Annotated in this window: 19 protein-coding genes; 9 read left to right on the forward strand and 10 right to left on the reverse strand. The window is 60.5% G+C overall.

The window, feature by feature from the left end; all coding sequences use genetic code 11:
- Window positions 1-232 precede the first annotated feature (232 nt).
- Window positions 233-3,124, forward strand: coding sequence for a bifunctional diguanylate cyclase/phosphodiesterase (locus AC3CBN_RS18820; protein WP_488634514.1), 2,892 nt, complete (start codon window positions 233-235; stop codon window positions 3,122-3,124).
- 275 nt (window positions 3,125-3,399) lie between these two features.
- The gene (locus AC3CBN_RS18825; protein ID WP_488634515.1) at window positions 3,400-3,906 is read left to right on the forward strand and encodes a hypothetical protein; all 507 of its coding nucleotides are present in this window, start codon (window positions 3,400-3,402) and stop codon (window positions 3,904-3,906) included.
- 99 nt (window positions 3,907-4,005) lie between these two features.
- On the opposite strand, the gene AC3CBN_RS18830 is transcribed toward AC3CBN_RS18825, so the two are convergent.
- Entirely contained in the window at window positions 4,006-4,632 is a 627-nt protein-coding gene (locus AC3CBN_RS18830) for a TetR/AcrR family transcriptional regulator (RefSeq protein ID WP_488634516.1), read from the reverse strand.
- A gap of 49 nt (window positions 4,633-4,681) precedes the next feature.
- Between AC3CBN_RS18830 and AC3CBN_RS18835 the strand changes: the two genes are divergently transcribed.
- Both AC3CBN_RS18835 and AC3CBN_RS18840 read left to right on the forward strand, forming a co-directional pair.
- Complete coding sequence (locus AC3CBN_RS18835) at window positions 4,682-5,149, forward strand: nuclear transport factor 2 family protein (protein WP_488634517.1); 468 nt, start codon at window positions 4,682-4,684, stop codon at window positions 5,147-5,149.
- A gap of 344 nt (window positions 5,150-5,493) precedes the next feature.
- On the forward strand, window positions 5,494-6,393 hold the full coding sequence (locus AC3CBN_RS18840; RefSeq protein WP_488634518.1) for a hypothetical protein: 900 nt from the start codon (window positions 5,494-5,496) through the stop codon (window positions 6,391-6,393).
- A gap of 102 nt (window positions 6,394-6,495) precedes the next feature.
- Here the strand turns inward: AC3CBN_RS18840 and AC3CBN_RS18845 are convergent, their stop codons facing one another.
- The 4 genes from AC3CBN_RS18845 to AC3CBN_RS18860 all read right to left on the reverse strand — a co-directional run bounded on the left by AC3CBN_RS18845 (window position 6,496) and on the right by AC3CBN_RS18860 (window position 7,967).
- Entirely contained in the window at window positions 6,496-6,798 is a 303-nt protein-coding gene (locus tag AC3CBN_RS18845) for a putative quinol monooxygenase (RefSeq protein ID WP_488634519.1), read from the reverse strand.
- Window positions 6,799-7,159: 361 nt separating this feature from the next.
- On the reverse strand, window positions 7,160-7,357 hold the full coding sequence (locus AC3CBN_RS18850; RefSeq protein ID WP_488634520.1) for a CsbD family protein: 198 nt from the start codon (window positions 7,355-7,357) through the stop codon (window positions 7,160-7,162).
- A 60-nt stretch (window positions 7,358-7,417) separates the two neighbouring features.
- A complete protein-coding gene (locus tag AC3CBN_RS18855; RefSeq protein WP_488634521.1) occupies window positions 7,418-7,762 on the reverse strand; it encodes a BON domain-containing protein in 345 nt (114 codons plus the stop codon).
- 43 nt (window positions 7,763-7,805) lie between these two features.
- On the reverse strand, window positions 7,806-7,967 hold the full coding sequence (locus AC3CBN_RS18860; RefSeq protein WP_488634522.1) for a hypothetical protein: 162 nt from the start codon (window positions 7,965-7,967) through the stop codon (window positions 7,806-7,808).
- Between the two features lie 185 nt (window positions 7,968-8,152).
- Between AC3CBN_RS18860 and AC3CBN_RS18865 the strand changes: the two genes are divergently transcribed.
- Both AC3CBN_RS18865 and AC3CBN_RS18870 read left to right on the forward strand, forming a co-directional pair.
- The gene (locus AC3CBN_RS18865) at window positions 8,153-9,625 is read left to right on the forward strand and encodes a PAS domain S-box protein (protein WP_488634523.1); all 1,473 of its coding nucleotides are present in this window, start codon (window positions 8,153-8,155) and stop codon (window positions 9,623-9,625) included.
- 170 nt (window positions 9,626-9,795) lie between these two features.
- Window positions 9,796-10,089, forward strand: a complete 294-nt coding sequence (locus tag AC3CBN_RS18870) for a hypothetical protein (protein ID WP_488634524.1) — start codon at window positions 9,796-9,798, stop codon at window positions 10,087-10,089.
- 162 nt (window positions 10,090-10,251) lie between these two features.
- On the opposite strand, the gene AC3CBN_RS18875 is transcribed toward AC3CBN_RS18870, so the two are convergent.
- Window positions 10,252-11,253: a zinc-dependent alcohol dehydrogenase family protein gene (locus AC3CBN_RS18875; RefSeq protein ID WP_488634525.1), complete on the reverse strand. Its 1,002-nt coding sequence runs from the start codon at window positions 11,251-11,253 to the stop codon at window positions 10,252-10,254.
- A gap of 151 nt (window positions 11,254-11,404) precedes the next feature.
- On the opposite strand from AC3CBN_RS18875, the gene AC3CBN_RS18880 reads away from it, so the two are divergent.
- Complete coding sequence (locus tag AC3CBN_RS18880; RefSeq protein ID WP_488634526.1) at window positions 11,405-12,259, forward strand: LysR family transcriptional regulator; 855 nt, start codon at window positions 11,405-11,407, stop codon at window positions 12,257-12,259.
- 72 nt (window positions 12,260-12,331) lie between these two features.
- Here AC3CBN_RS18880 and AC3CBN_RS18885 read toward each other — a convergent pair whose 3' ends face one another.
- Entirely contained in the window at window positions 12,332-13,339 is a 1,008-nt protein-coding gene (locus AC3CBN_RS18885) for a sigma-70 family RNA polymerase sigma factor (protein WP_488634527.1), read from the reverse strand.
- A gap of 179 nt (window positions 13,340-13,518) precedes the next feature.
- Between AC3CBN_RS18885 and AC3CBN_RS18890 the strand changes: the two genes are divergently transcribed.
- The gene (locus AC3CBN_RS18890) at window positions 13,519-14,310 is read left to right on the forward strand and encodes an SDR family NAD(P)-dependent oxidoreductase (protein ID WP_488634528.1); all 792 of its coding nucleotides are present in this window, start codon (window positions 13,519-13,521) and stop codon (window positions 14,308-14,310) included.
- A gap of 339 nt (window positions 14,311-14,649) precedes the next feature.
- A complete protein-coding gene (locus AC3CBN_RS18895; RefSeq protein WP_488634529.1) occupies window positions 14,650-15,462 on the forward strand; it encodes a helix-turn-helix transcriptional regulator in 813 nt (270 codons plus the stop codon).
- Between the two features lie 51 nt (window positions 15,463-15,513).
- Here the strand turns inward: AC3CBN_RS18895 and AC3CBN_RS18900 are convergent, their stop codons facing one another.
- The 3 genes from AC3CBN_RS18900 to AC3CBN_RS18910 form a co-directional block, all read right to left on the reverse strand.
- The gene (locus tag AC3CBN_RS18900) at window positions 15,514-15,750 is read right to left on the reverse strand and encodes a hexameric tyrosine-coordinated heme protein (RefSeq protein WP_488634530.1); all 237 of its coding nucleotides are present in this window, start codon (window positions 15,748-15,750) and stop codon (window positions 15,514-15,516) included.
- Between the two features lie 27 nt (window positions 15,751-15,777).
- The gene (locus AC3CBN_RS18905; protein ID WP_488634531.1) at window positions 15,778-16,764 is read right to left on the reverse strand and encodes a catalase family peroxidase; all 987 of its coding nucleotides are present in this window, start codon (window positions 16,762-16,764) and stop codon (window positions 15,778-15,780) included.
- A 142-nt stretch (window positions 16,765-16,906) separates the two neighbouring features.
- A complete protein-coding gene (locus AC3CBN_RS18910) occupies window positions 16,907-22,405 on the reverse strand; it encodes an MBG domain-containing protein (protein WP_488634532.1) in 5,499 nt (1,832 codons plus the stop codon).
- Window positions 22,406-22,447: the final 42 nt, after the last annotated feature.

Consider the following 22,447-nt stretch of genomic DNA (forward strand, 5'->3'; position numbering starts at 1 on the left):
CCCGCAAGGGAGCCGCGTCTCAGTCATGGCGTTGCGGGGTTGTTTTGCCGAAGCACGCGAGGATTCGGGAAGTCATTCCCTGGCAAATCCCTTGGCCAGCCTTAAGCGGCCTGCCCTCTCCACACGGAATTCACACCAAGAAGCGAACAACCGGCTCGAAACATTTCTCTTCACGCGCAGGCGTAACCTGAAACCGTCAGCCAAAGATCTTGCTTGAGGGGTCCAGCGCGATATGGGCGGCACAATAGGCACGGCGAGATTGCATCGGGCGTTTCAGCGCGTCACCGATGTCGTGGTCGCGTTGGACAAGGACTTTCGCCTTACCTACGTGAACACCCGCGCCTGCGCCATGTTCGGGCGTGAAGCCGCGGATCTGATTGGCAAGCAGGTCTGGACCGAGCTGCCAGCGGGCATCCGCCAGCCGATTCGCCTCGCCTATGAAAAGGCGATGAGAGATCAGCGGGCCATGTCCATTGAAGTTCTGGACACGTCCAGCAATCGACGCCTCGAAAATCGGATCTATCCGTCAAACGATGGGCTGACCATCTATTTCTACGATATCAGCGACACGCGTTTCGCCGACAACGAACCATGGACCGATCGGCGGATGTTGGCCCAGGCACAGGAACTGGCGCACGTCGGCAGCCTGGAATGGGATGTCGACGACGATCGGGTCATCTGGTCCAGCGCGCTGCGCCGCATCTACGGCCTCGACGGCGAGCAGAGCGAGTCCACCCTCGCCAGCTATCTTTCGCTATGGCATGCGGATGATCGGGCGCGCATCGCGAAGCTCATAGAAAAGGCCTGTGCCGATCACCGACCTTTCGAATTCGAAGGCAAGGTTATCCAGCCCGATGGCGCGGTTCGCACTCTCTACAGTCGCGGGCTGATTCAATCAAACAGCCTCGGACACGCAGCACGCGTGCTGGTCGCCTGCCAGGACATCACCGAGCAGAAGCGTTCACGGCAACTGGCCCTGGGCCAGCATGACATCCTGGTGGGCATCGCTGCGCAACACCCGCTGCCGGAAAGTCTGGAACGCATTGCCAGACTGCATGAGGCACTCAATCCCGGCGCCTTATGCTCCATCTTGTTGCTCGACGACTGCGGCACGCATGTGCTTCATGGCGCGGCTCCCAGTCTTCCACCGGCCTATAGCGCCTGCTTGAACGGTTTGGAAATCGGCGACGGTCGCGGCTCATGCGGCACCGCGGCGTGGCGCCGCGAACGTGTCGTGGTGGCCAACATTGCGACGCATCCCTACTGGACTGACTACAAATCGCTGGCACTGGGCCACGAGCTGAAGGCGTGCTGGTCAACCCCGGTGCTCGGCAGCGATGGCCGAGTGCTCGGCACCTTCGCGGTGTATTACCGCGAACCACGTTATCCACGCGCTGACGAGCTTGAAACCATCGACCAGATGGTTCCCATTGCCGGCGTGGCGATGGAAAGCGCCAAGCTCATCCATCGCCTGCGAGTGCGCGATCGTTTCTTCGAAATGTCTCTCGAACTGTTCTGCATCATCGATCCAACCACGGAACGGCTGATCCAGTTCAACCCATCGCTGCAAAAGCTAACCGGATACGACGCAGAAGACCTGACCGGGCGAAGCTATCGGGAGTTCTTTCAGGAAGAGCGCGACGAGGCTTCAGGGGATCTCGCCCCCACTTTCAATGAGACGGGGCGGCGGATTCATGAATTCGTGGGACGCTGCGTATGTAAGGATGGCAGCACGCGCTTGTTGGAGTGGGTTTCGTTTGCGGCACCCGACGGCTTGCTCTATGCGGTTGCGCGCGACATCACCGAGCGTCGCCTTGTGGAAGCAAAGCTTGCCTATGCCTCAACCCACGATTCGGTGACCGGGCTCCAGCATCATCTGCTGTTCGAAAGTGATCTTGAAGCCATGCTGCACGAGACGACCGGCAACGTGTCGGTTCTTGTGATTGGCCTGGATCGCTTTCAGGTGGTCAACGAATCCATCGGCCATCTCGCCGCTGACGACGTGCTCAAGCGCCTGGCCATGCGTTTGCAGGCCACCCTCAGGGACCGCGGCCGCCTCGCGCGCATCGCCGGAGACCAGTTTGCGATCGCAGTCGCCGGTTTCGAACCACCAGCCGCACGCGAGCTGGCCGAACGTCTACGCCGCGCTGTGGCCGAACCTCTGGAAGGACAGGACTACCGATTGTTACTGACCGCCAGCGTGGGCATAAGCCACTTCCCTGAGCATGGCCACTCATCGGAAGACCTGTTGCGCCGCGCCGAAGCAGCGATGATCCAGGCCAAGAGGGACGGCCGAGATCAGCTCTCTGAACTAACCATCGCTCAAATGGTGGAACTAGAGGACAGAGTCACTCTCGGATCTCGCCTGCAGGACGCCATCAAGCGCGAACAGTTTGAGCTCCACTATCAGCCTCAGCACCGCTCGAGCGGGTTTGGCCTGGTCGGCTTTGAGGCACTTCTGCGCTGGAATTTCAGCCCACTCTCCGCCTTGTCACCCGCGCGTTTCATTCCGATAGCCGAAGCGCTCGGGCTCATGCCAGAGATCGGTGCCTGGGTATTGGACACTGCGTGTCGCCAGGCCCGCGCCTGGCTTGACCTGGGGCACCGTCAATTCGTCATGGCGGTCAACGTGTCGGCGCAACAGCTGATGCGTGCGGGATTGGCCGAAAACATTCGCGAAACATTGGAACGGCACGGGCTGCCCGCAACGATGCTGGAAATCGAAATGACGGAGAGCGCCCTCATGGAGGACGTGACTCGAACAAGGGACACACTGGCCGCACTCAAGAGTCTGGGCACGCGTTTGTCGCTGGATGATTTTGGCACGGGCTATTCCAGCCTCTCCTATCTTCGACAGTTCCCGATAGACAAACTGAAAATCGACAAGAGCTTTGTCAATGGCCTGCCAGGGGACACCAAGGACGTCGCCATTGCCAACACCATCGTCACGCTCGCTCATCAATTGGGCATGGAGGTGGCGGCCGAGGGCGTGGAGACACAAGCACAGGCAGCGCTTCTGGCAATGATGGGCTGCGACCTGCTGCAAGGACATTACTTCGCACCCGCCCTGCCCGCTGAGGAAGCAGAGGCCTACCTCGGTACCATTCCTGCCGACACGACCTGAGCAAGGATTGGTGTTGGCGGGAGTGCTCGCCCACAGTTGAGCGCGAAGACCCGTCGATACCGGACGCTAGTTTCGAGCGTTTCCGTAAAACTACCTAGCGCGGCCGCGTACATTTGCGCTGGTTCCCAACGGGATCCGGGCTTCTACTCTGGTTGGGGCGGCTTGCGTGCACACCTCAGTGCGACGCCACAGCTGTCATTTGGCATCGGCGTGCCATCGTCCAGATCGATGGGATGTTCGGACGCTGGTGAAACCTACGGTACCCGGAGGAAAGCATGAGCAAGCTGACCGCCACGATCAAACGTGAATTCCTGGAAATGCTTCCACCGACGATCTTCTTTTTCGTCATCCTGCATCTGGTCGCGATCATTCGCGCGCTGATGATCCGTGGCACCGGCATCTCGTTGCCAACGTCAGCCTCCGTCACGATCGCGGCCCTGATTCTTGGCAAGTCCGTGCTGCTCGCGAACATGTTGCCATTCATCAATCGCTTTCCCGAAAAGCCGCTGATATGGAATGCCGGCTGGAAGACACTGATCTACACGCTGGTGGCGTTGTTTGTGCACTACCTCGAGCACCTGTACGACTACTGGAAGGAAGCCCCCAGTCTGGTTGCCGCCAACCATCAGCTGCTTGTCGAGCTCAACTGGCCACGCTTCTGGGCCGTCCAGATCCTGCTGGTGACACTGATCGCCAACTATTGCGTATTCGCGGAGCTGGCCCGGCTAATCGGCGGAGACCGACTCAAGGCGATGTTCTTCGGTCCTTTGCCCAGTCGCTAACCACGACCTGCTCGAGCAGTGTCGGTGATCGCATCTTTCGCGCGCGACATACCCGCGCGCAGCCAGATGCGACACGGCCACTGGCGCGAACGTCACTATTCAGCGTGGCTGCCGAAACGTTTGGAGAAGTCGCCTCAAAGCACCCAACGCCTCTTCAGGCTTTTCTGCATATTGGGCGCGGACGATGGCGCCATCGATAGCCATGGCAACAGCCGTTGCATCGGACTCCCGATCGGCTGATGGTGGAAGGAGATGCTTGATGACTTCCGTCATCGCCAGCTTGTGCTCGCGCGATGTCGCCACAAGGCCGGGAACGCTTTCCCCCAGCTCCACCACCGTGTTGATAAAGGCGCAGCCACGGAACTCCTTTTTGGCGAACCACTCAGCCAGGGCATCGACGATGGCGTCCAGACCGTCACCACCATCTGAGGCATGCCGCCGCAAGGCATCAACGAACCATTGCATCCATCGCTCATGCCTGACTTCAAGAAACGCCTGGACAAGATCGTTCTTGCTCGGGAACTGGCGATAGAAAGTCACCTTTGTCACACCGGCTTCCGCGATGACACGATCAATACCCGTCGCCCGTATGCCCTCCTGATAGAAAAGGTCATGCGCGGTTTGCAGGATCCGATCCCGAGCCGACGGCGGCGAAGTCTTTGGAACAGTTTTGGCAGGCATGCCCAGATGGTAGACAAGTCTGTCTACATACGCTAGCGTGATCATGTAGACAGATCTGTCCACATTCATTCTCACACTGCAAGTCGAGGTGTTTATGGAAATTCGTCAACCCGTCCCTCCATTCACTGCCGAAACCGCCACACAAAAAGTGCGACTGGCGGAAGACGCCTGGAACAGCCGCGATCCTGAGCGGGTTTCGATGGCGTATTCGCAGGACACCCACTGGCGCAACCGCGCCGAGTTCATTGACGGTCGCGAGGCTGCGAAGGCCTTTCTGAGGCGAAAGTGGGACCGTGAACTGGACTATCGCCTGATCAAGGAACTGTGGATCTTCGGCGGCAATCGCATTGCTGTGCGATTTGCCTATGAATGGCACGACGACGCCGGGCAGTGGTACCGCAGCTATGGCAACGAGAACTGGGAGTTCAATGACGCCGGGCTCATGATCAACCGCCGCGCCTCCATCAACGACCGGCCCATGGCGGAGTCGGAGCGCAAATTCCACTGGCCCCTCGGGCGCCGCCCTGACGACCATCCGGCGTTGAGTTCCTTCGGTTTCTGATATCCACATCAAGCCGCCGAGACGCGGGAGACGCGCGGCGGCTTTGTGTGTCTGTCGGCGCAGTCGTAGCGCCCGTAAACCGTCATCCCCGAGAACCGTTCCTGAGACCTTAGGGTTCCCCCGTATACCTGTCGTCGCTGTGGACAGATGGGTGGCGGCGACGATTCACCGGATCGTCACTCGACCACTCATTTTCATCACACGTAGCGTCCGATGATGGAGAACAACGGTCCACCGGAGGATTAGGGCGGGTTCCACGCCGACGAAATCATGTTTGATTTTCGCGATCGTCTGATCGCCACAGCTCGGTCCGATGCCACGCAATTTCTGACCGGAGGCTCATCATGGCCACACCAACCAGGATCCTGCTGCAGACGACGATACCCACCCTCGTCGACGACTGGCACATTGGTCGCTTCAGCCTTCTGCGCGACTATCTCGCCAACCTTCGCGATGCTGCCGGTGACAACGTATTCGAAGTCGTTGCGCGCGACCGCGATCCGCCCGGCTCACCAGACAGCGTGCTGTCGCAACTCGATGCGATGTCATTCGACGAAATGTGGCTATTTGCCGTCGACATGGGCGACGGTCTCACCCCGGAAGACTGCGAGGCGATCTCACGCTTTCGTCAGCGCGGGGGCGGTTTGCTCGTAACGCGCGACCACATGGACCTCGGCTCCTCGGTATGCACGCTGGGTGGCGTGGGTGCGGCGCATTTCTTCCATAGCAAGAATCCCGATCCCGATGTGTCGCGCCATCACAGGGACGACACATTCACCATGAGCATCGAATGGCCCAATTATCACTCCGGTGCCAACGGCGATTTTCAGCACATCAAGGCGAATGGCCCGCTGCATGCAGTGCTGACCGATCCGGATTCACCCAGTGGCGCGGTGCATTCCTTGCCATCGCATCCGCACGAAGGCGCCGTAGGCAAGCCAGCGAACGATCCCACCGCACGCGTCATTGCCACGGGATGCAGCAAGCTCAGTGGAACGGAATTCAATCTGGTGGTGGCCTTTGAGCCATCGTCAGACGGCGGACCTGCGATTGCCGAGTCCACCTTCCACCACTTCGTTGACTACAACTGGGACCCCTCGAAGGGTGCGCCGAGTTTTGTCACCGAGCCGCCCAGTGATGGGCTTGCGCACGCACCCGAAGCGCAGCGATCCATCGAGCGCTACGTCAGGAATCTCGCGTTCTGGCTGGCCGGACGACCCGTGGATACAGCAGTCATGACGTGAACCACGTCCAGCTCATTTGGCCACCCGGGCGACATGGCTGCCGCGTCGCTGCGGGTTGAGGCAAAACCTCAGCCTTTTGCCGCATCGCATCGCCCGTTGTACCTAGCCAGCCAGCTTCGCCGCAAGGACATCAATCTTTTCGATGGATGGTGGCCGGGAGAACAACTCATCGGCTTTTGCCATCAACGCCGCCGCGACCTTGCCGGAAAGATGCGCCTGCCGGCCCGCCTCATCGGGAAACACGTCAAAAATACCGAAGGTCGAAGGCCCCATGCGAATGCCGAACCACGCCGTGGTGGCAGGCTCGTCCTGCACAAGGGGAAGGCCACTCAAGAGAAAGTCTTCAACCTCTTTCTCCTTTCCGGGTTTCGCCTCAAGGCGAACGAACAACGCGACTTTGACCATGACTTTGCTCCCGTTACTGCAAGGACATCACGATCTCCGCACATTCCAGACAACCTGGCGCGCGAAGGGCCACCCGATGGCTAAAGCGATCATATTGCCAAACGCGGGCCAGTCGTCGAAGGCTGATGTTCGTCCCAGGCCGAATAGCCATGCTCATGCATGGGTCGGACCGAAACACGCTTGGCCTGTCCTGGCCATGGCCAGGTTCTTCCCTGATAAGAGCACTGTCACAGGTGGGTGAAGAAATAGATAAGAACCAGTAGGCCGACTGGGACACCCAGCAGCCACGCAAGAAGGTACTTCCTCATGGATATGGCCTCCTCCGGGAAGGCGGCATGACCGCCGCCTTCCGACAACGTGATTACAGGTTTCTATCGAATTCCCTGATCTGCTTCTCTGCTTCGTCCCTGGCGATGCCGTAGCGCTCCTGCAATTTTCCGGCGAGATATTCGCTATTTCCTTCAGCGACCTTCAGATCGTCGTCGGTGAGTTTTCCCCACTTCTCTTTGAGCTTCCCGCTGAGTTGCTTCCATTGGCCTTGGATCTTGTCTTCGTTCATGCCTGATACCTCTTCATCGGTTGGTGCATGCCTCGCTGTATTTAGCGCGGCAGTCGTTGGCTAACCCTTGCTCTTGAGCCCTGACGCATCCACTTTCGTTACGCCCTTGACGCCTTTGGCCACAGCAACGGCCTTTTTGATGGCGACGTCATTGGCGAGAACGCCAGTCAGCGTGACTTCGCCGTTGACAGTGGTGACCGAAATGTCGGTGCTGTTCACACCATCGGTGGAGGCCAGTTCGGCTTTCACCTTGGTGGTTATCCATGTATCCGTCGTGGGCTGGCTCGAACGATCTGAGCTGTCCTGGAAAGGGGCGGCATGGGCCGCTTGCCCGGAATTAACCAAACTTCCGAGTGAAAGAAGCCCCACAAGGGCAAGTGCAGGAAACGCGATACGCAATCGCATAAAACCTCCTCATCAGAGTTGAATCACCGGGTTGGCCGGCACCTTATTTCTTCTGCGGCGTGTCGCGGCCGTTGTCGCGATCATCCTGGCGATCCGGATGGTCTGGCTTGGCTTGACCGGGATGCTTCTTGTCGTCATCGCGGTGCGTCGGAGTCGGCTTGCGCTCGGGTGAGCGACTGGGGTCGGGCTGCTGTGTCGTATTCATCGCTATCTCCGTTGATCAGAAAACCCACCGCGTTGTCGGTGGTGAACTCAACCTACGAGTCGGGGACGATGACGACCAGAGCAAGCTGCACTAGTTGAACTAGTATTCTTTTCCGGCGAGCGATGCGGCTTTACGGCGCATTTGCAGTAAGGTGCTTAATCAGGCGACGTGCTGGTGGGGTAACCATGGGCGCAACGACTTCCAGGCCAAAGGTCGATCGACTCCAGCTCCAGCAATTGGTCGCCGGGCTCACCGAAGGCATTTTGCTTATCGATCCGGATCGTTCGATTGTCTGGGCGAATGAAACGGCGCTGGCGATACACGGTGTCAAGGAATTGGCCGATCTAGGTGCCGACGCCACGCGGTATCGCAAGAAGTTCGCCCTCAAGTACCGGAACAACCACGCGCTGAAAGCAGCGCAGTATCCAATCGAACGGGTGCTTGCTGGCGAGCTGTTCCGCGACGTGGTCGTCCAGGTAACGCAAACCGGCGACGATGAGTTTTTCTGCATCCATCAGACGCGCAGCCTGATCTTGACCAATTCGGCGGGATCGGGAGAGTCGATGGTTTTGGTCATGCAGGATGTCACCGATCGGTTCAATGCTGAAGAACGCTTTGAAAGAGCGTTCAACGCCAATCCAGCGCCCGCACTGATATGCCGCCTATCGGATTTCCGATACATCAAGGTCAATCAGGGATTTCTCGAAATGACCGGTCATGATCGTGATGCGGTGATCGATCGCTCCATGTATGAATTGGACGTACTGGAGAACGCCGATAATCGCGAGGAGGCGATTGAGTGCCTTCAAGAGTCCCGAACGATCACGCAGAGGGAGGCGGTGCTACGGCTGCCTGATGGCGACGAGAAATTCGTTATCGTGGCCGGGCAGCCTATAGAGATCGACGAGGAGAGCTGCATGCTCTTCACCTTTATCGATCTTGATGCGCGCAAGAAGGCGGAAATGTCGCTGGGCCAAAGCGAGGCACGTTTCTCCATAGCATTCCGGCTGGCCCCGGTACCCATGATGGTCTGTGCCCTGCCTGACCTGCAGATCATCGAGGTCAACGCGGCATTTTCGACCGTAACCGGGCATGCAGCGGATGACATCCTGGGTAAAACGATCACGGAGGTCGATCTATGGAACGACCTGAAGCCCTATCGAGCACTCATGGCCAAACTCAACGCGCACGAAGCTGTCCGAGGTATGGAAATTCCTCTGCATACGCGCGAAGGGGGCGTCATCGACTGCCTGCTCTCTGCCGAGCCTGTCGTCATCCAGGACCAGGCCTGCATTCTCTTCGTTGCGCAGGACATCACCGAGCGCAAGCGATCGGAGATGGACTTGATCTCGGCCATCGACGCCGTGATGCAAGACACGTCCTGGTTCAGCAGAACAGTGATGGAGAAGCTGGCGCAGGTCCGACACGCAGGCGTCGGAAGCGCGGCGACCTTCGAACTGGACGATTTGACGCCGCGTGAGAAAGAGGTCCTGGTGCTCATATGCAAGGGCCACAGTGATGAGGACATGGCAGCGATCCTTAAACTCTCACGCAACACCGTGCGTAACCATGTTGCAACGTTGTACGGCAAGATCGGCGTCAATCGACGCAGCGCGGCTGTGGTCTGGGGGCGCGAACGTGGTGTGGTCAGCTATTAGGTGATGCCGGCATGGCCCGCCGGGGCCACGGAAAATCGGCGTGCAAGTCCACTCAGGAAGCCGGCCCCGGATCGGTATTGGCTCACGGTCCCGTCAGCCGGAAAAAAACTTCGCTTGCAGTCGCGTTTGGCGCCGGGCAATCTTGCGCGTTTTAGCCAAGCGGAAGCGTTATGTCCAAGCAAGAAACCATCATCCAGATCATGCCTGCCACCGGCTGGGTTGCTGTCTACGACGACCAGAATGGTGACGAAAGCGCCGAGGCCCTTGTCTGCTTTGCGCTGGTGGAGTCGGGTGATAACGACGCCAAGCGCCGCGATGTCCGCCCCATGCGTGTCGATGGCAAGCGCGTTGGTTTTGCCGATGAGGTCGCCAACTTCCTGCGCGTCGAAGAACTGGCCGAATTCGAGGAAGACGAGGAAGAAGACGAAGAGGAAGAGGAAGAAGAGGACGATACCGAGGAGTGATCCTCGGCGATTTCGTTTCCTGATATCCATCGTCACAGGGCTGACGGCCTGCCAGGTCGTCAGCCCTGTTTCTTTGGGGTGCGCTTTCTTGAATTGATCAGGCGCGACGGGCAGCCCTGACACCATCGAAGCGATTCATGGGCGCCACTCCTGTCTCGCGCATCACTCCGCGATATCGATAACCACCTTGCCCCGCGCCTGCCTGCTCTCCAGCCATGCATGCGCGTCTCCCACCGACGAAAGATCGAAACGCCGCGCATCCACGTTCGGCGCGATCTGCCCCGACTCGGCCAGCGCCGTTACCTGGCGCAGGATGTCACCGTGATGCGCCTTGCCTTCACCCGTCAGCAACGGCAACAACGTAAAGACACCTGAGTAGGTAGCAGCACGGAACGACAGCGGCGCAAGCGCATGTGTTCCCCAGCCCAATGAACTGACTACGTGGCCGAAGCGCGCAACGGCCTTGAACGAAGCGTCCAGGCTCTCGCCGCCCGCGGTGTCGTAGACGATGTCGAAGCCGCGGCCGTTCGTATGTTCGGCCACATACTCCTCGACGGCCACGGAGCGATAGTCGATTGGCGTCGCGCCCCACGAACGCAACAGCTCGGCGTTCGCAGCCGAACTCGTGGCGAATACCTTGGCGCCGAAAGCGCGCGCAAGCTGGATCACCGCATGGCCTACGCCACCGGCACCGCCTTGCACCAGCACAGTTTGCCCAGCCTGCACGTGCGCGCGGTCGACCAACCCTTCCCACGCGGTAATGAACACCAATGGGAGCGAAGCAGCTTCGCGCATGCTGAAGTGGGCAGGTTTGAGTGCAAGCAGCGCAGCATCCACGGCGGCGAATTGCGCCAGTGAACCTTGCACGCCACCCACGCCACCCGTCATGCCGTACACCTCGTCGCCGGGCCGAAACGTCGTGACGCCCGAGCCGACGCTTTCCACCACGCCGGCCAGGTCGATGCCGAGCACGGCAGGCAGTGGATGCCTGGCGTGACCTGCGGCACCGGCGCGGATTTTCAGATCCAGCGGATTGACCCCGCTTGCCTGGATACGCACCAGCACCTGGCCTGGGCCCGCCACGGGCCGGGCGATGGCGGCGTTTCGAAATTCGGCCCCGTGGCGCTCAAGAATCGCGGCTTGCATGGTGTCGGCGTGCGTCATGGCTTGTTCCTCGGCAATTCAACTGCTGAACAAACTACGCCAGTCATATATGCATGAAAACAAAATCAAATGCATTTCTTCCATGCATAAATGCATGATACAAAACAGCAGCCGTCGATAAGGGCGCGCCATCAGAAACGGGGTGCCACGTATGGAATGGAGCGATCTACGAATCTTCCTGGCCATCGTGCGCGAAGGAACGCTGGGCGCCGCCGCCAGGACACTGGGGCAGACCCAGCCCACCATGGGTCGGCGGCTTCGCGCATTGGAAGCATCCCTCGGATACACGCTGCTGCAGCGAACCAGCGACGGCTTCGTGCTCACCGATGAAGGCGCGATGATCTATCAACATGCGGAGCGCATGGAAGACGAGGTGCTGGCATTCCAGCGCACGCTTGCCGGCCAGGAACAGCAGCTCGACGGCCAGCTCACCATCACCTCTTCCGACTGGTTCGGTGCGCACGTATTGGCACCGGTACTGGCCGAGTTCTCACGCCTTCATCCGCAGGTGACCATCGAACTGCTGACCGACACGCGTTTCCTGAGCCTTGCCCGCAGAGAGGCGGACATGGCGTTTCGCATCAAGCCGTTCGATGAACCGGACGTGGTCTCACGCAAGCTGCTGCACATGCCATACGGGCTCTATATTCGAAAAGGCAGGCGCCATCCGCAGCCCGGCGACGGCACCGGCGCGTCGCTGATCACCATGGATGCGGCCTTTGGCGACATGCCCGACGTGCCATGGCTGCAACGCTTGTTTCCCCATGCGAACGTTGCTTTTCGCAGCAATGCGCGCGACATCCATGCGCGCCTGTGTGCGCAAGGCGTGGGGCTTGCGGTACTGCCGCGTCCGCTGGGGGACGCCACCAAAGGGATCGAGCGGATACCGCTGCAGCAAGACCCGCCATCGCGTGATACCTGGATCGGCTACCACCGGGACATGCGAAAGCTGGCACGCCTCCGCGCATTGATTGACCTGATGGTGGAGCGTCTGGCGAGCGATTGAGTCATTTCATCGTCACCTTCGTTGCCGACCCACTTTGCCGACCCCACGATGGTCCCGCGCCTCGGAGGCTTGTTATCGGCTCGGGAGAGATAGCGGTAACCCGAACCATGGGAACACGCTGTTCTCGAAGCGGCTCAAGGCGCAGATCCGGTCGCCAGCAAGGGTGAGCGTGATGAAGCCGGCCCCGTGGCGAATGCCGTCGGGGCCTCGCAGATACGCTCCGAATGCCGGCTGGCCGTTGGCTCGCGTCGGCACGAGGTCGAACCGCCGGCCCGCACGGAAGATGATGGCGCAGAAGCGGCCCACGACGTCGCGGCCCACGTATTCCAGTGGCATGGGTGGCATCGACATGAATACGTCGTCTGTCAAAAGGGCCACCAGCGCGTCGAGGTCGGCAGACTCGTACGCGCTGACAAACTTCGCCACGACCGCATCCTCGAACGCTGAGTCGGAGGTGGAAGGCGGCTCGCGATCAGCAGCGGGCTGCGGTCGATGCTTCAGGCTGGCCCGCGCCCGCTTGAGCGCGCTGTTGGCCGATTCGACCGTCGAGTCCAGCATGTCGGCCACTTCTTTTGCGTGGAACCCTAGGACGTCGCGCAAGATGAGAACGGCGAGCTGACGAGGCGGCAGGACCTGAAGGGCGGTCACGAAGGCGAGCGAGATGGATTCAGTCTGCTCGTAGCGGGCCTCCGAGCCAGGCGCCATGTCGATCACACCGTCCAGGAGAGCGTCCGGAAACGGCTCAAGCCATACCACCTCGCCGAGCCGGGTCGGCTCGGGCGGTTCAATCCCTGGAGCGCTCCATTCCTTGGCGGGTCGTCGGCTGGCCGAGCGATACGCGTTGAGGCAACGGTTGGTGGCTATCCGGTAGAGCCATGTGCGCAGCGAGGCACGTCCCTCAAACCCCCGGAGGCCTTGCCACGCTGTGAGCAGCGTGTCCTGGAGAGCGTCCTCGGCATCCTGCAAGCATCCGAGCATCCGATAGCAGTGCACCTGCAACTCTCGGCGGTGCGGCTCGGTCAGCTCCCGAAACGCATCACCGTCGCCGGCCCGCGCCCTTGAGATCAGGTCGGTAGTCATCACGCTCAGCATCGCATCGCCCTCTTCCCGCCCATGGTCGCACCTCCATCCCGTGTGGACACCGGCCGAGGGACAAACTGGGCGGTCGGTGAGCGCCCAGTTTCCCCTCGTCGCGGTGTCTGCATCAACGACGGATCTGACAACCCAGATACCGACTACTGATGAAGGAGGAACCACCGATGATGCTGAAAGACAAAGTGGCAGTGATCTACGGAGCCGGAGGTGCGATCGGCAGCGCTGTTGCACGCGCCTTTGCGAGCGAGGGAGCCACGCTTTTTCTCACTGGTCGTGTCCTGGCACCGATCGAGGCGCTCGCCAGGGATATCGCTTCCGCTGGCGGATCCGCCAAGGCGGCGGCAGTCGACGCGCTCGACGAGCAGGCGGTGGACAAGCATCTGCAATCCGTCATCGACAAAGCGGGTCGCGTCGACATTTCGTTCAACGCGGTGGGTATTCCAAGTTCGAAAGTTGTGGGTGTGCCGCTGATCGAACTGGACGCCGCGCAATTCTCGCTGCCGATCGCGGCCTACACGACGTCCTATTTCCTGACCGCGCGCCTGGCGGCCCGGCGGATGGTTGCGAACAAATCGGGAGTGATCATGACCATCACCGCACTCCCCTCGCGCAAAGGCACCACATCGAACGGGGGCTACGGTTCGGCGCAAGCTGCCAAAGAGGCTCTTACTCGAGATCTATCCGCCGAGCTTGCACCCCATGGCATTCGCGTGGTCGGCCTGCGGCCCCATGGCATGCCGGAGACGGCCACGATGAAGGAAGTCTACGAACTCAAGGCAAAGGAATCGGGAATGACCTGGGAACAGTTCCAAGGGTTTCTCGCAGGCATGACTCACTCGCGACGGGTCATGGCGCTGGCAGAGGTAGCTAACGTGGCAGTCTTCATGGCTTCGGACAAGGCGAGCGGAATGACTGGCACTACCGTCAACTTGACCATGGGTAGCCTGGATGACTAGCGGTCATGTGGATCTGCCAGGGATGGTCTGAACACATCCTTCCTGAATTTGTCAGTCCGCATCGGGTCCGGCATCGATGCGGACTCGATCGCGTCCTGAAGAAACCTCTCAGGCTTGGCATGCGCCATGTGGACTATGCTGGTGCCGCGCTCACTGCAGCGATGCGTCGACGGCTTGTGAAAGGAAAGCGGCCGGTGATGTCAGCCGTGGGCAGTATGTCGTTCCCATCCGAAGGAGGGCATTTGGCGTATGCGGCGTGGTGCATTCGGTGAGGGATTGGGAAAGACGTTTCGGCAATGCAATCCGCCGACCTTGCTTTCGAGCACGACGGAAGGCCATGTGCTTGCTGCCACTGAAGTGTGGTTTGACGGCATCGACTATGGGATGACCGTTCCCATACCCAGGGACGATGCGTATCTGGTCGGCCTTCAGTTGCAGGGCATGGTGAGGCACGAGTTGTGGGTCGATGGAAACCCTGTTTCCGTCAAGCCTTTCGACAAGGGCACGGTGGCCTTTCGCGACTTGCGAAGCGACCCCGTTGCCTTCATGCGGGACCCGTTCCATTCGCTGCAACTCTATGTGCCACGACAGGCGCTGACGGAAGTGGGACAAGCGCTTGGCCAACCACAAGTGGAAGGACTTGTGTTCGGCGCCGGCGACTACCTCAACGACCCGATACTTTTCCATCTCGGACAGTGCTTGCTGCCGGCAGTGCGGGCCAACCAACCGGCCAATCAGCTATTCACTGACCACGTGATGCTTGCCATATGCAGTCACCTGGTTGCCACCTACGGCGATGGCGCCGCCAAAGTCCAGTCGCCTAGCAGCGGTCTCGCGCCATGGCGCCAACGCCGCGCGCTCGAAGTGATGAATGCCAGGATCGCCAGTGGCATTTCACTCGCCGAGATTGCTGCCACCTGCGGTTTGTCGCCGAGCGTGTTCGTGCGCCAGTTCACCCGAAGCCTTGGCTGCTCTCCGCATCAGTGGTTGATGCAGCGGCGCATCGATCGCGCCATCCAGTTCATGCGCGATCGATCCCTGTCACTCGCAGACGTGGCGCTGGCATGTGGCTTCGCGGATCAAAGCCACTTCACGCGCACATTCCGCGCACGCATGGGTATGGGTCCGGGCGCCTGGCGCAATGGTCATTGATGCAGGCGAGTGGTAAAGAGGTTGCGCCTCTTTACCGCCGCGCGGCCCGACTCAGGCACGCCAGTAGTTGTTGGCCGCCGCAATGGTCGCAAACTCCGTGGCAACCACCTGCCCTACCTGTATCAGCATGCTCGCATCGTTCGCATAGACGTCCCGCAGGCGCGAACGCACGGCATCGTCCGGCTGGGTGGCCTTGATGATGAGCCGCGCCATCTTGATGGCAAGCTGCCTGCCCTCTTCAGGCGTGGCAGTGAAAAGTGTGTTTTCGGGAACAAGAGTGAGTGACATGACGTTATCGGATCCTGGTCACGCGCCTTACTGGCGCTCTGCGAAGGAAATCGGATAAGCCGCGGTGCGTGCGCCGATCATCGGGTCCGCTGGCTCGATGCCTGCCGTTACATTGCCGGGCGTGAACATCAGCGTCTTGTCGGTACTGGCCTGGTCTGTCACCACCTTGGTCAGGGTGATCGTGCCGAGCTTCACCAGCTTGCGCGTCTCCGGCCACGCCACCGAAGGGTCAGCAATGGCGTCACCCGCACTGGATATCTGCGCATACCATTCGAACTTCACCGGCGTTTTGGCTACCCGCCCACCGATTTCATCCACCAGGTAATTGGGCGACTTGGCGGCCACGTCCTTGGCATCCAGCAGATGCTCGCCACCCACCGGCACAAAGCGATAGCGCACGAACTGCTTGTGGCCTGCCGCATCGGTGAATGCAAACGAGTTGACGCCGAAATAGCTCAGCGATGCATAACTCACTGGGGCGGGCTTTTGCGTCGTGAGAAACGTCTTGGCAATGGGATGCCCGGCCAAAAACGTATCCATGGCCGTGGGCTTGTTGGCCGTGGGGCCGCTGGCACCTATGGCCCGCATCAGCTCACCGAACTCCGCCGCCGTCGCCACCGGAAAGCCGTTGAAGCTGTGAGTGACGATGTCCGACGTGCTGCCGTCGGGCAGCTTGAACTTCACCGCAAACCCGCGAGGGTTTGCCTCTGGTGCGTTGTCCGGAATTTCCGGCAGGCCCGTGAAGTCGGAAAACCGGGCGATCACCGACACCTTGTCTTTGGCAAACAACGGTGACTTGCTTAGCAGGTGTGCATTGGCGTCCGGTTGAAATTCCCCTTCCAGCAACACGCCCTTGCTATGAACCGCGCGAGCGTGATGCTTGCCGAAAGCCTGGTGCAGCGAGTCCACCAGCTGCGACGGGTTCGCTTCATCGCTTCCGGCGACGGCCATGCCGCAGACAGCGAAAGCCAAAACCGTGGAAACGGCCAGTCGTCGTGAAATCGATGTGAACATAGCGCGGCCTCTTGGTCGGGAGGCACATGCTCCCTCACCCACGCATAGGCTTCTTGAACAGGAACGATAATGTCTGGAACAAAATTGACCTGAGTTGATGAAGCGATTCGGCTATCAAGGACGACCAGGGTATTGGCGGCCATCAGTGGTGCAACGCACGACCGGAACACGCGGCGTGATTGAGCTGGCCCTGCAAGGCCGACAAGGTGCTTCCTTCAACACTCGTCTCGGCTCGGACCAGACAATCGCTTGATGAGCGTGGCGGCACGTTGGTGGCCTTGCCGCTTGAGGTGTCGTCGGCTACGTCCGTGACAGCCGCGGCGACGGTGCTGTTGGCCGCTCTCGGCGGAAGCGAGCTGATTGCGAGAGCCGCATCGGTGAAGGCAATGAGGTAATTGGGGTTATTGCTGTCGTCGAGCGTGCCAGGAGTGATGCGATACACGCCCGCTGCCTCGCCGGAGGCGCGAGCGAGCTGTCCGATCAACATGTCGCCCGGCACCAACCCGGCGACCCTGTAGCTCAACGGTGGATCGGCACCGCCTTCGAATTTGAAGGCACTGTTCGCCATCACGTCGATGGGTTTTGGCGTGATGACGAGCTGTCCATCGACAAAGGTCATGGTGTAGTTGGGGTTGAATAACGAACCTTGCGTAATCGCATAGGGTCCACCGGGTACGGTTTCGCCGGGCGCACGCGCAGGCGCGCCGCTCAGGATATCGCTGCCGACCAATCCGTTCGCCGCATAGGTAAGTGCGGGATCGGCTGAGCCATACACCTTGCTCAGCGAGTCAGCGGTCACATGGATTGGCTTGGGTGTAATGACAAGGGTTCCATCGGTGAAGCTGATGGCGTAGTTGGGGTTGGCTAGCGCCCCCTGTGTGATCGCGTACGGTCCGCCCAACACCGTTTCGCCGGGCGTGCGCGCAAGCGATCCAGTGAGCGTATCGCTACCGACAAGTCCACTCGCCGAAAAAGTGAAAGCAGGGTCAAGCGATCCATACACCTTCGTCACATGGTCAGCGGCCACGGCAATCGGCTTGGGCGTGATCGTGAGCTGCCCGTCCGTGAATGCGAGTGCATAGTTCGGATTTGCAGCCAGGCTGCCTTGCGTGATGGCGTACGGTCCACCAGGCACTGTCTCACCCGGCGCACGGGTAAGCACGCCGCTCAATCCATCGCCGTTGACTAGCCCGTTGACGGTGTAGGTGAAAGAGGGATCGGACGAACCATAGATCTTGGATAGATGATCGGCAACGACAGTGAGCGCGCGCGGCAACACGGAAAGCGCGCCAGCGGAATCGAAGGTGAAGGCATACCCGGTCAGGGCAGCAAGCGTGCCCGCACTGATATCGATGACATACGGTGAGCCTGAAACCACCGCGGTTGCCGGTGCGCCACTGGATGCCACGCTCGGTGCACCACTGAACACGCTCGCATCATCGGCAAGAAATGCGCCGCCGTAGGTGTTGGTGTTGAAGCCCGTCACGGCATAGTTGCCGGCAATGGCTCCGGTTGCGTCGTCACCGTAGACCTTGCTCGCATGGGTGGACGTAAACGTAAGCGTCTGCGGCGTGAGGAACACGTAGCGATTGCCCGCCGGTATGTTCGGTGGCGGAAGTGTCGCGAGGCTTGCGTTCCATATCGGCTTGCTGCCGCTGGCAAGGCCGCCAAACGTGTTCGTCGAAGGGGCATTCGAGTAGATCACCCAGCGGCCGTTGGGCGTGGATATCGCCGCCGCACCGACGTTGTTGATGAAGTTGGCGCCCGACAGCACCACCGCATCCCCACTACCCGCAGCGACAATGGGCTGATTGAGGGTGAGGTTTCCGGAGACGACAATCCGAGGATCGATGCTGGTAGTGAGACCGAAATCGCCATTGACGGTGTCGATGGACACGTCACCAGTACCGGCATAGGTCAGGTTACCGGTATCCCCTGCGATCCTTCGCACGTTGTTGCCCGCATGGGTGAAGTTGTATACACCGCCGGCCCCAAACACATCGAGACCGTTGGCCGTCACAGGCGCGGTTTGTGTCAGCACGCCCGTGGTCTTGAACGCGATGTGGTCGCCCAGGGCATTGACCGGGCCAACAATGTTGAACCCGGCGCTACCTGGTTCAACGCTGTAGAAAGTCACCGCATCCGGCAGGTTCACCTGATGAATGGTGATCAGCCCTGTGCCGGCAGAGTTGCCGATAAACCAGGCAAAGAAGCCCGGCTGCAGCGCCGCCAGATCGGTGGGCGTGAGATCGAGCGTGGTCGCCAGGCCGGTGTCCGCACCGTTGATATTCATCGACTGGGTCAGCGTATAAGGCTCCAGCGTCACCGGCGCAAACGCCCCGCCGCGGATCGACCCTGCCCCGCCGGTGAGGTTGATCTCATTGCCAACGAGCCAAAGCCCACCGTTGATGCCGATGTCGTAGTTCGTATTCTGCACGGTGAGCGTGTTGGCGCGCGCATTGAGCGTCAGCGTGTCGCCCGCAAAGCTGTTGCTTCCATCGAGCACGGTGAGGTTTCCGTTGCTGAAAATCTCGATGTCCTGTCGGCTCGCAGGGTTGGTCGACAAAGTGCCCAGCTGTAACGGGCCCAGCGAGTTGATGTTGATATTGCCGACGCTGTCTGACGTTGTGGCGCTGACCACGCCAGTGCCACCATTGACCGCCACCGGCGTGTTCAAGGTTCCGATGGAACCGGCACCTGCCCTCAACGTGATGTTGCCGTTTGCCGCACTCGTGTCGATCGTGCCGGCCACGCCGAGCGTGCCTGCCGCCGTGAGCACAACAGCGCCCGCCTGCGGCGTGCCGGCAACCGTACGCACACCGCCGCCAAGTGCAATGTTCCGGGCATTCACATTCAAGCCGCCTAGCGCAGACGTCTGACCAACGTTGCCCGTGAATGTGGCATCGCCAAGACCGCCCGTATCGACCGTCACCGCACGTGGCGTTCCGTTACTGCTGTCCAATGTAGAAGTGAACACCACGTTGCCGCCCGCTGCGCCGTTGCTGCCAGCGGTAGCGATGCTGAGATTGCCACCGGTTGCTGTCGCACCATTAAGCGTGACGTTGCCGCCGGCACCGCCCGCACCGCTTCCGGCACTGGCTCCGCCACGCGTATCCACGGTCGCGCCAGCGGCGGCCGTGAAGCTAATAGCGGGTGAAGCGCCGTTCGCGTTAATCGCGACAGCGCCAGCGTTGCCGCCGTTGCCATTGCCGTCGGCGGCACCACCGGTTGTTGAAATGGTGGAGCCGAAGGTCACGGAGTTGGCCGTCACATTGAGCACACCACCATTACCACCTGAGCGATTTGACCCTGCTGCCGCATTCGTACCCTGGGCGATGATCTGCTGCAACGATGCACTGCCCGCCGACACCATGATGTTGCCGGCATTGCGCCCAAGGCCTGCACCAGGGTCAGCCGCGTTGATAGCCGACGCCACGCCACCCGAGGTATTGATGAACTTGGCCACGGCTTGCACCAGCGAATTGGTGCCGTCGATGGTGACATTGCCACCATCGTCACCCGAGCCGCCGGTGGCATTGATGCTTTGATTGAGCACGATGGCTGCCAGCCCACCATGCACGATGACGTCGCCACTCTTGGAGCCGTTACCGGCTCCGCCCGAGCCACCGGAGGTGGTGTCGATATTTCCATTGAGCGTGACTGTCGACGCCGTGGATGTGCTCGTGTTGGTGATGGTGATGGCGCCGCCATGACCATCATGGGCGCCTGAGGTGCCGACTGCGGTGCCGCCGTGCGTGGTCAATGCGCCGAGCGTGATGGAACCGCCACCAACGGAGATTGAGCCAGCGTCACTGCCGGAGGGGTTGACCGCACTGGAGCCGCCGCCATTGGTGCTCATGGCGCCCGCCATATTCACCGTACCGCCTGGCGACGCGGTTAGGCCGATGTTCCCACCGGCGCGCCCGATGGCAACGCCATTCGTGGTGATCGTGCCAGCGGACGTGCTGCTGATGTTGAAGCCAGTGCCGGTGAAGAAGCCGCCGCGCGTATTGATGTTCGACGCCAGGGATAGCGTTCCTGCGCCGCTGTTGCCCGCGTCGGCGGCGAACAACAAGTTGAGCCGCGCACCGCTGCTGCCGACCGTAATCGGCTGGTTGATCGACAAGTTGTTGTTTGCCTGCATGGTCAGCGTGCGATCCGCGCTTCCCGTGAAATTCATCGCGGCGCCGTCGGTAATATCGTTGGTGGCCTGCAACGTCAGATTGGTTGTATTGAGTAGCGACAGAATGTAGTCCGCGCCAATGCTCTGGTTTCCCGTGTCTTCGGTGAACGCCCAGAGCCCGTCGCTCGCGTTTGGTGGCGCAGGCGTCGCGCCGGCCACGATGGTGATGTTGGTTGGGTCCAGCAGCAGCGAACCCGAACGGCCATGAGTCGCCGAGGTATCAACGGCACCGGCAAAGCTCAGATCCGACTTTCCCGAGACCTCGACATTGCCTCCGTCACCCGACAACGATCCGCCGCGCGCAAAGATGCTGCCGAGATAGCGTGTGCTTCCATCGGCCCACACCACCACCTTGCCACCGTTCCCGGCACCGATCGCATCGGCACGCAGCGTTGCCGTCGGTGCAACATACGTTGCCGATGCGTTTCGCACATTCGGATTCGCGCCGTGCAAATCGCCACCGACCAGCAGCGTTCCACCGCCCATTGCACCGGAGACGTCTGCCGTAGCGCCATCGAGCACGCCGACGCGATGCCCAAGCAGCGTAACGCCACCGCCCGCACCCAATGAGGATTTTGCTTCAGTAATGCTTCCCGCATCGAGCAGAAGATCCTGCGACGCACTGAGGACAACGTTGCCGCTTGCATCAACACGCGCACTGTTCGCCGACACCGTGCCGGCATTGCGCACCAGCGTGCCGAAGATGCCGACCTTGCCGGCATCGGCCAGCACCTGGCCCACGTTGAGTGCCTGCCCATCCTGCGACGATGACAATTCCACGCGAAGTTCCGGTGCAGCCCCCGACACCAGCTCCACGCGATGGCCAGCAGCCAACAGCACTTCACCGCCCAGCGCATTGATGACGCCGGCGTTCTCCACATTCGGGGCGATCAGGTAGATCGATCCATTCGAAGTGGATGTGATACTGCCGTGGTTGACGACATCGCCCGCCTTGCCGGATGTATCGGCAAAACTGAATTTGCCTGAGCGGAAATTTTCATCGGACAAGCCAAGACTTGATGCGACGAAACCCGCCGTGTTGATCACCGCGCCCTGACCCACCGTAACGCCATTGGGGTTGATCAGAAACACCCGTCCATTGGAGGTCAATTGGCCGAGCAGCATCGACGCGCTCGTTCCGCCGACACGGTTGAGCACCGCGCTCGCGGCATTGCTCTGGATGAAACGCGTCACCTCATCCGGCTGAATCGAAAACTGCTGCCAGTTGATCACCGTGCCTGGTGTGTTTGTCACTGTCAGGATCTGGCCATTGCTTGAGATGCTGGCCTGGCCAGCCGCCACCTTTCCGCCCTTGGGGTTGGCCATGGCCACACCGCTGACAAGACAGGTGACAAGCACCGTGAACAATGCGGTACGGCGCAGCAGGGAAAGTTGCCGCCGAACCTGGGCGGCCTGTTGAAGATGATCGTCTCGGCGCGCGTCGCTGACGTGGACCATGTCGCGTCCTCCTCGATGTGGCAACCGCGAAGGCTTCGTCGC

The organism is Dyella sp. OK584 (assembly GCF_057787755.1).

Coding starts and splice junctions, on each gene's coding strand:
- AC3CBN_RS18870 (WP_488634524.1), top strand. CDS start 9,796: ATGTCCAAGCAAGAAACCATCATCCAGATCATGCCTGCCACCGGCTGG.
- AC3CBN_RS18910 (WP_488634532.1), bottom strand. CDS start 22,405: ATGGTCCACGTCAGCGACGCGCGCCGAGACGATCATCTTCAACAGGCC.
- AC3CBN_RS18885 (WP_488634527.1), bottom strand. CDS start 13,339: ATGACTACCGACCTGATCTCAAGGGCGCGGGCCGGCGACGGTGATGCG.
- AC3CBN_RS18905 (WP_488634531.1), bottom strand. CDS start 16,764: ATGTTCACATCGATTTCACGACGACTGGCCGTTTCCACGGTTTTGGCT.
- AC3CBN_RS18880 (WP_488634526.1), top strand. CDS start 11,405: ATGGAATGGAGCGATCTACGAATCTTCCTGGCCATCGTGCGCGAAGGA.
- AC3CBN_RS18840 (WP_488634518.1), top strand. CDS start 5,494: ATGGCCACACCAACCAGGATCCTGCTGCAGACGACGATACCCACCCTC.
- AC3CBN_RS18820 (WP_488634514.1), top strand. CDS start 233: ATGGGCGGCACAATAGGCACGGCGAGATTGCATCGGGCGTTTCAGCGC.
- AC3CBN_RS18865 (WP_488634523.1), top strand. CDS start 8,153: ATGGGCGCAACGACTTCCAGGCCAAAGGTCGATCGACTCCAGCTCCAG.
- AC3CBN_RS18825 (WP_488634515.1), top strand. CDS start 3,400: ATGAGCAAGCTGACCGCCACGATCAAACGTGAATTCCTGGAAATGCTT.
- AC3CBN_RS18900 (WP_488634530.1), bottom strand. CDS start 15,750: ATGTCACTCACTCTTGTTCCCGAAAACACACTTTTCACTGCCACGCCT.
- AC3CBN_RS18855 (WP_488634521.1), bottom strand. CDS start 7,762: ATGCGATTGCGTATCGCGTTTCCTGCACTTGCCCTTGTGGGGCTTCTT.
- AC3CBN_RS18830 (WP_488634516.1), bottom strand. CDS start 4,632: ATGATCACGCTAGCGTATGTAGACAGACTTGTCTACCATCTGGGCATG.
- AC3CBN_RS18845 (WP_488634519.1), bottom strand. CDS start 6,798: ATGGTCAAAGTCGCGTTGTTCGTTCGCCTTGAGGCGAAACCCGGAAAG.
- AC3CBN_RS18835 (WP_488634517.1), top strand. CDS start 4,682: ATGGAAATTCGTCAACCCGTCCCTCCATTCACTGCCGAAACCGCCACA.
- AC3CBN_RS18860 (WP_488634522.1), bottom strand. CDS start 7,967: ATGAATACGACACAGCAGCCCGACCCCAGTCGCTCACCCGAGCGCAAG.
- AC3CBN_RS18875 (WP_488634525.1), bottom strand. CDS start 11,253: ATGACGCACGCCGACACCATGCAAGCCGCGATTCTTGAGCGCCACGGG.
- AC3CBN_RS18890 (WP_488634528.1), top strand. CDS start 13,519: ATGATGCTGAAAGACAAAGTGGCAGTGATCTACGGAGCCGGAGGTGCG.
- AC3CBN_RS18850 (WP_488634520.1), bottom strand. CDS start 7,357: ATGAACGAAGACAAGATCCAAGGCCAATGGAAGCAACTCAGCGGGAAG.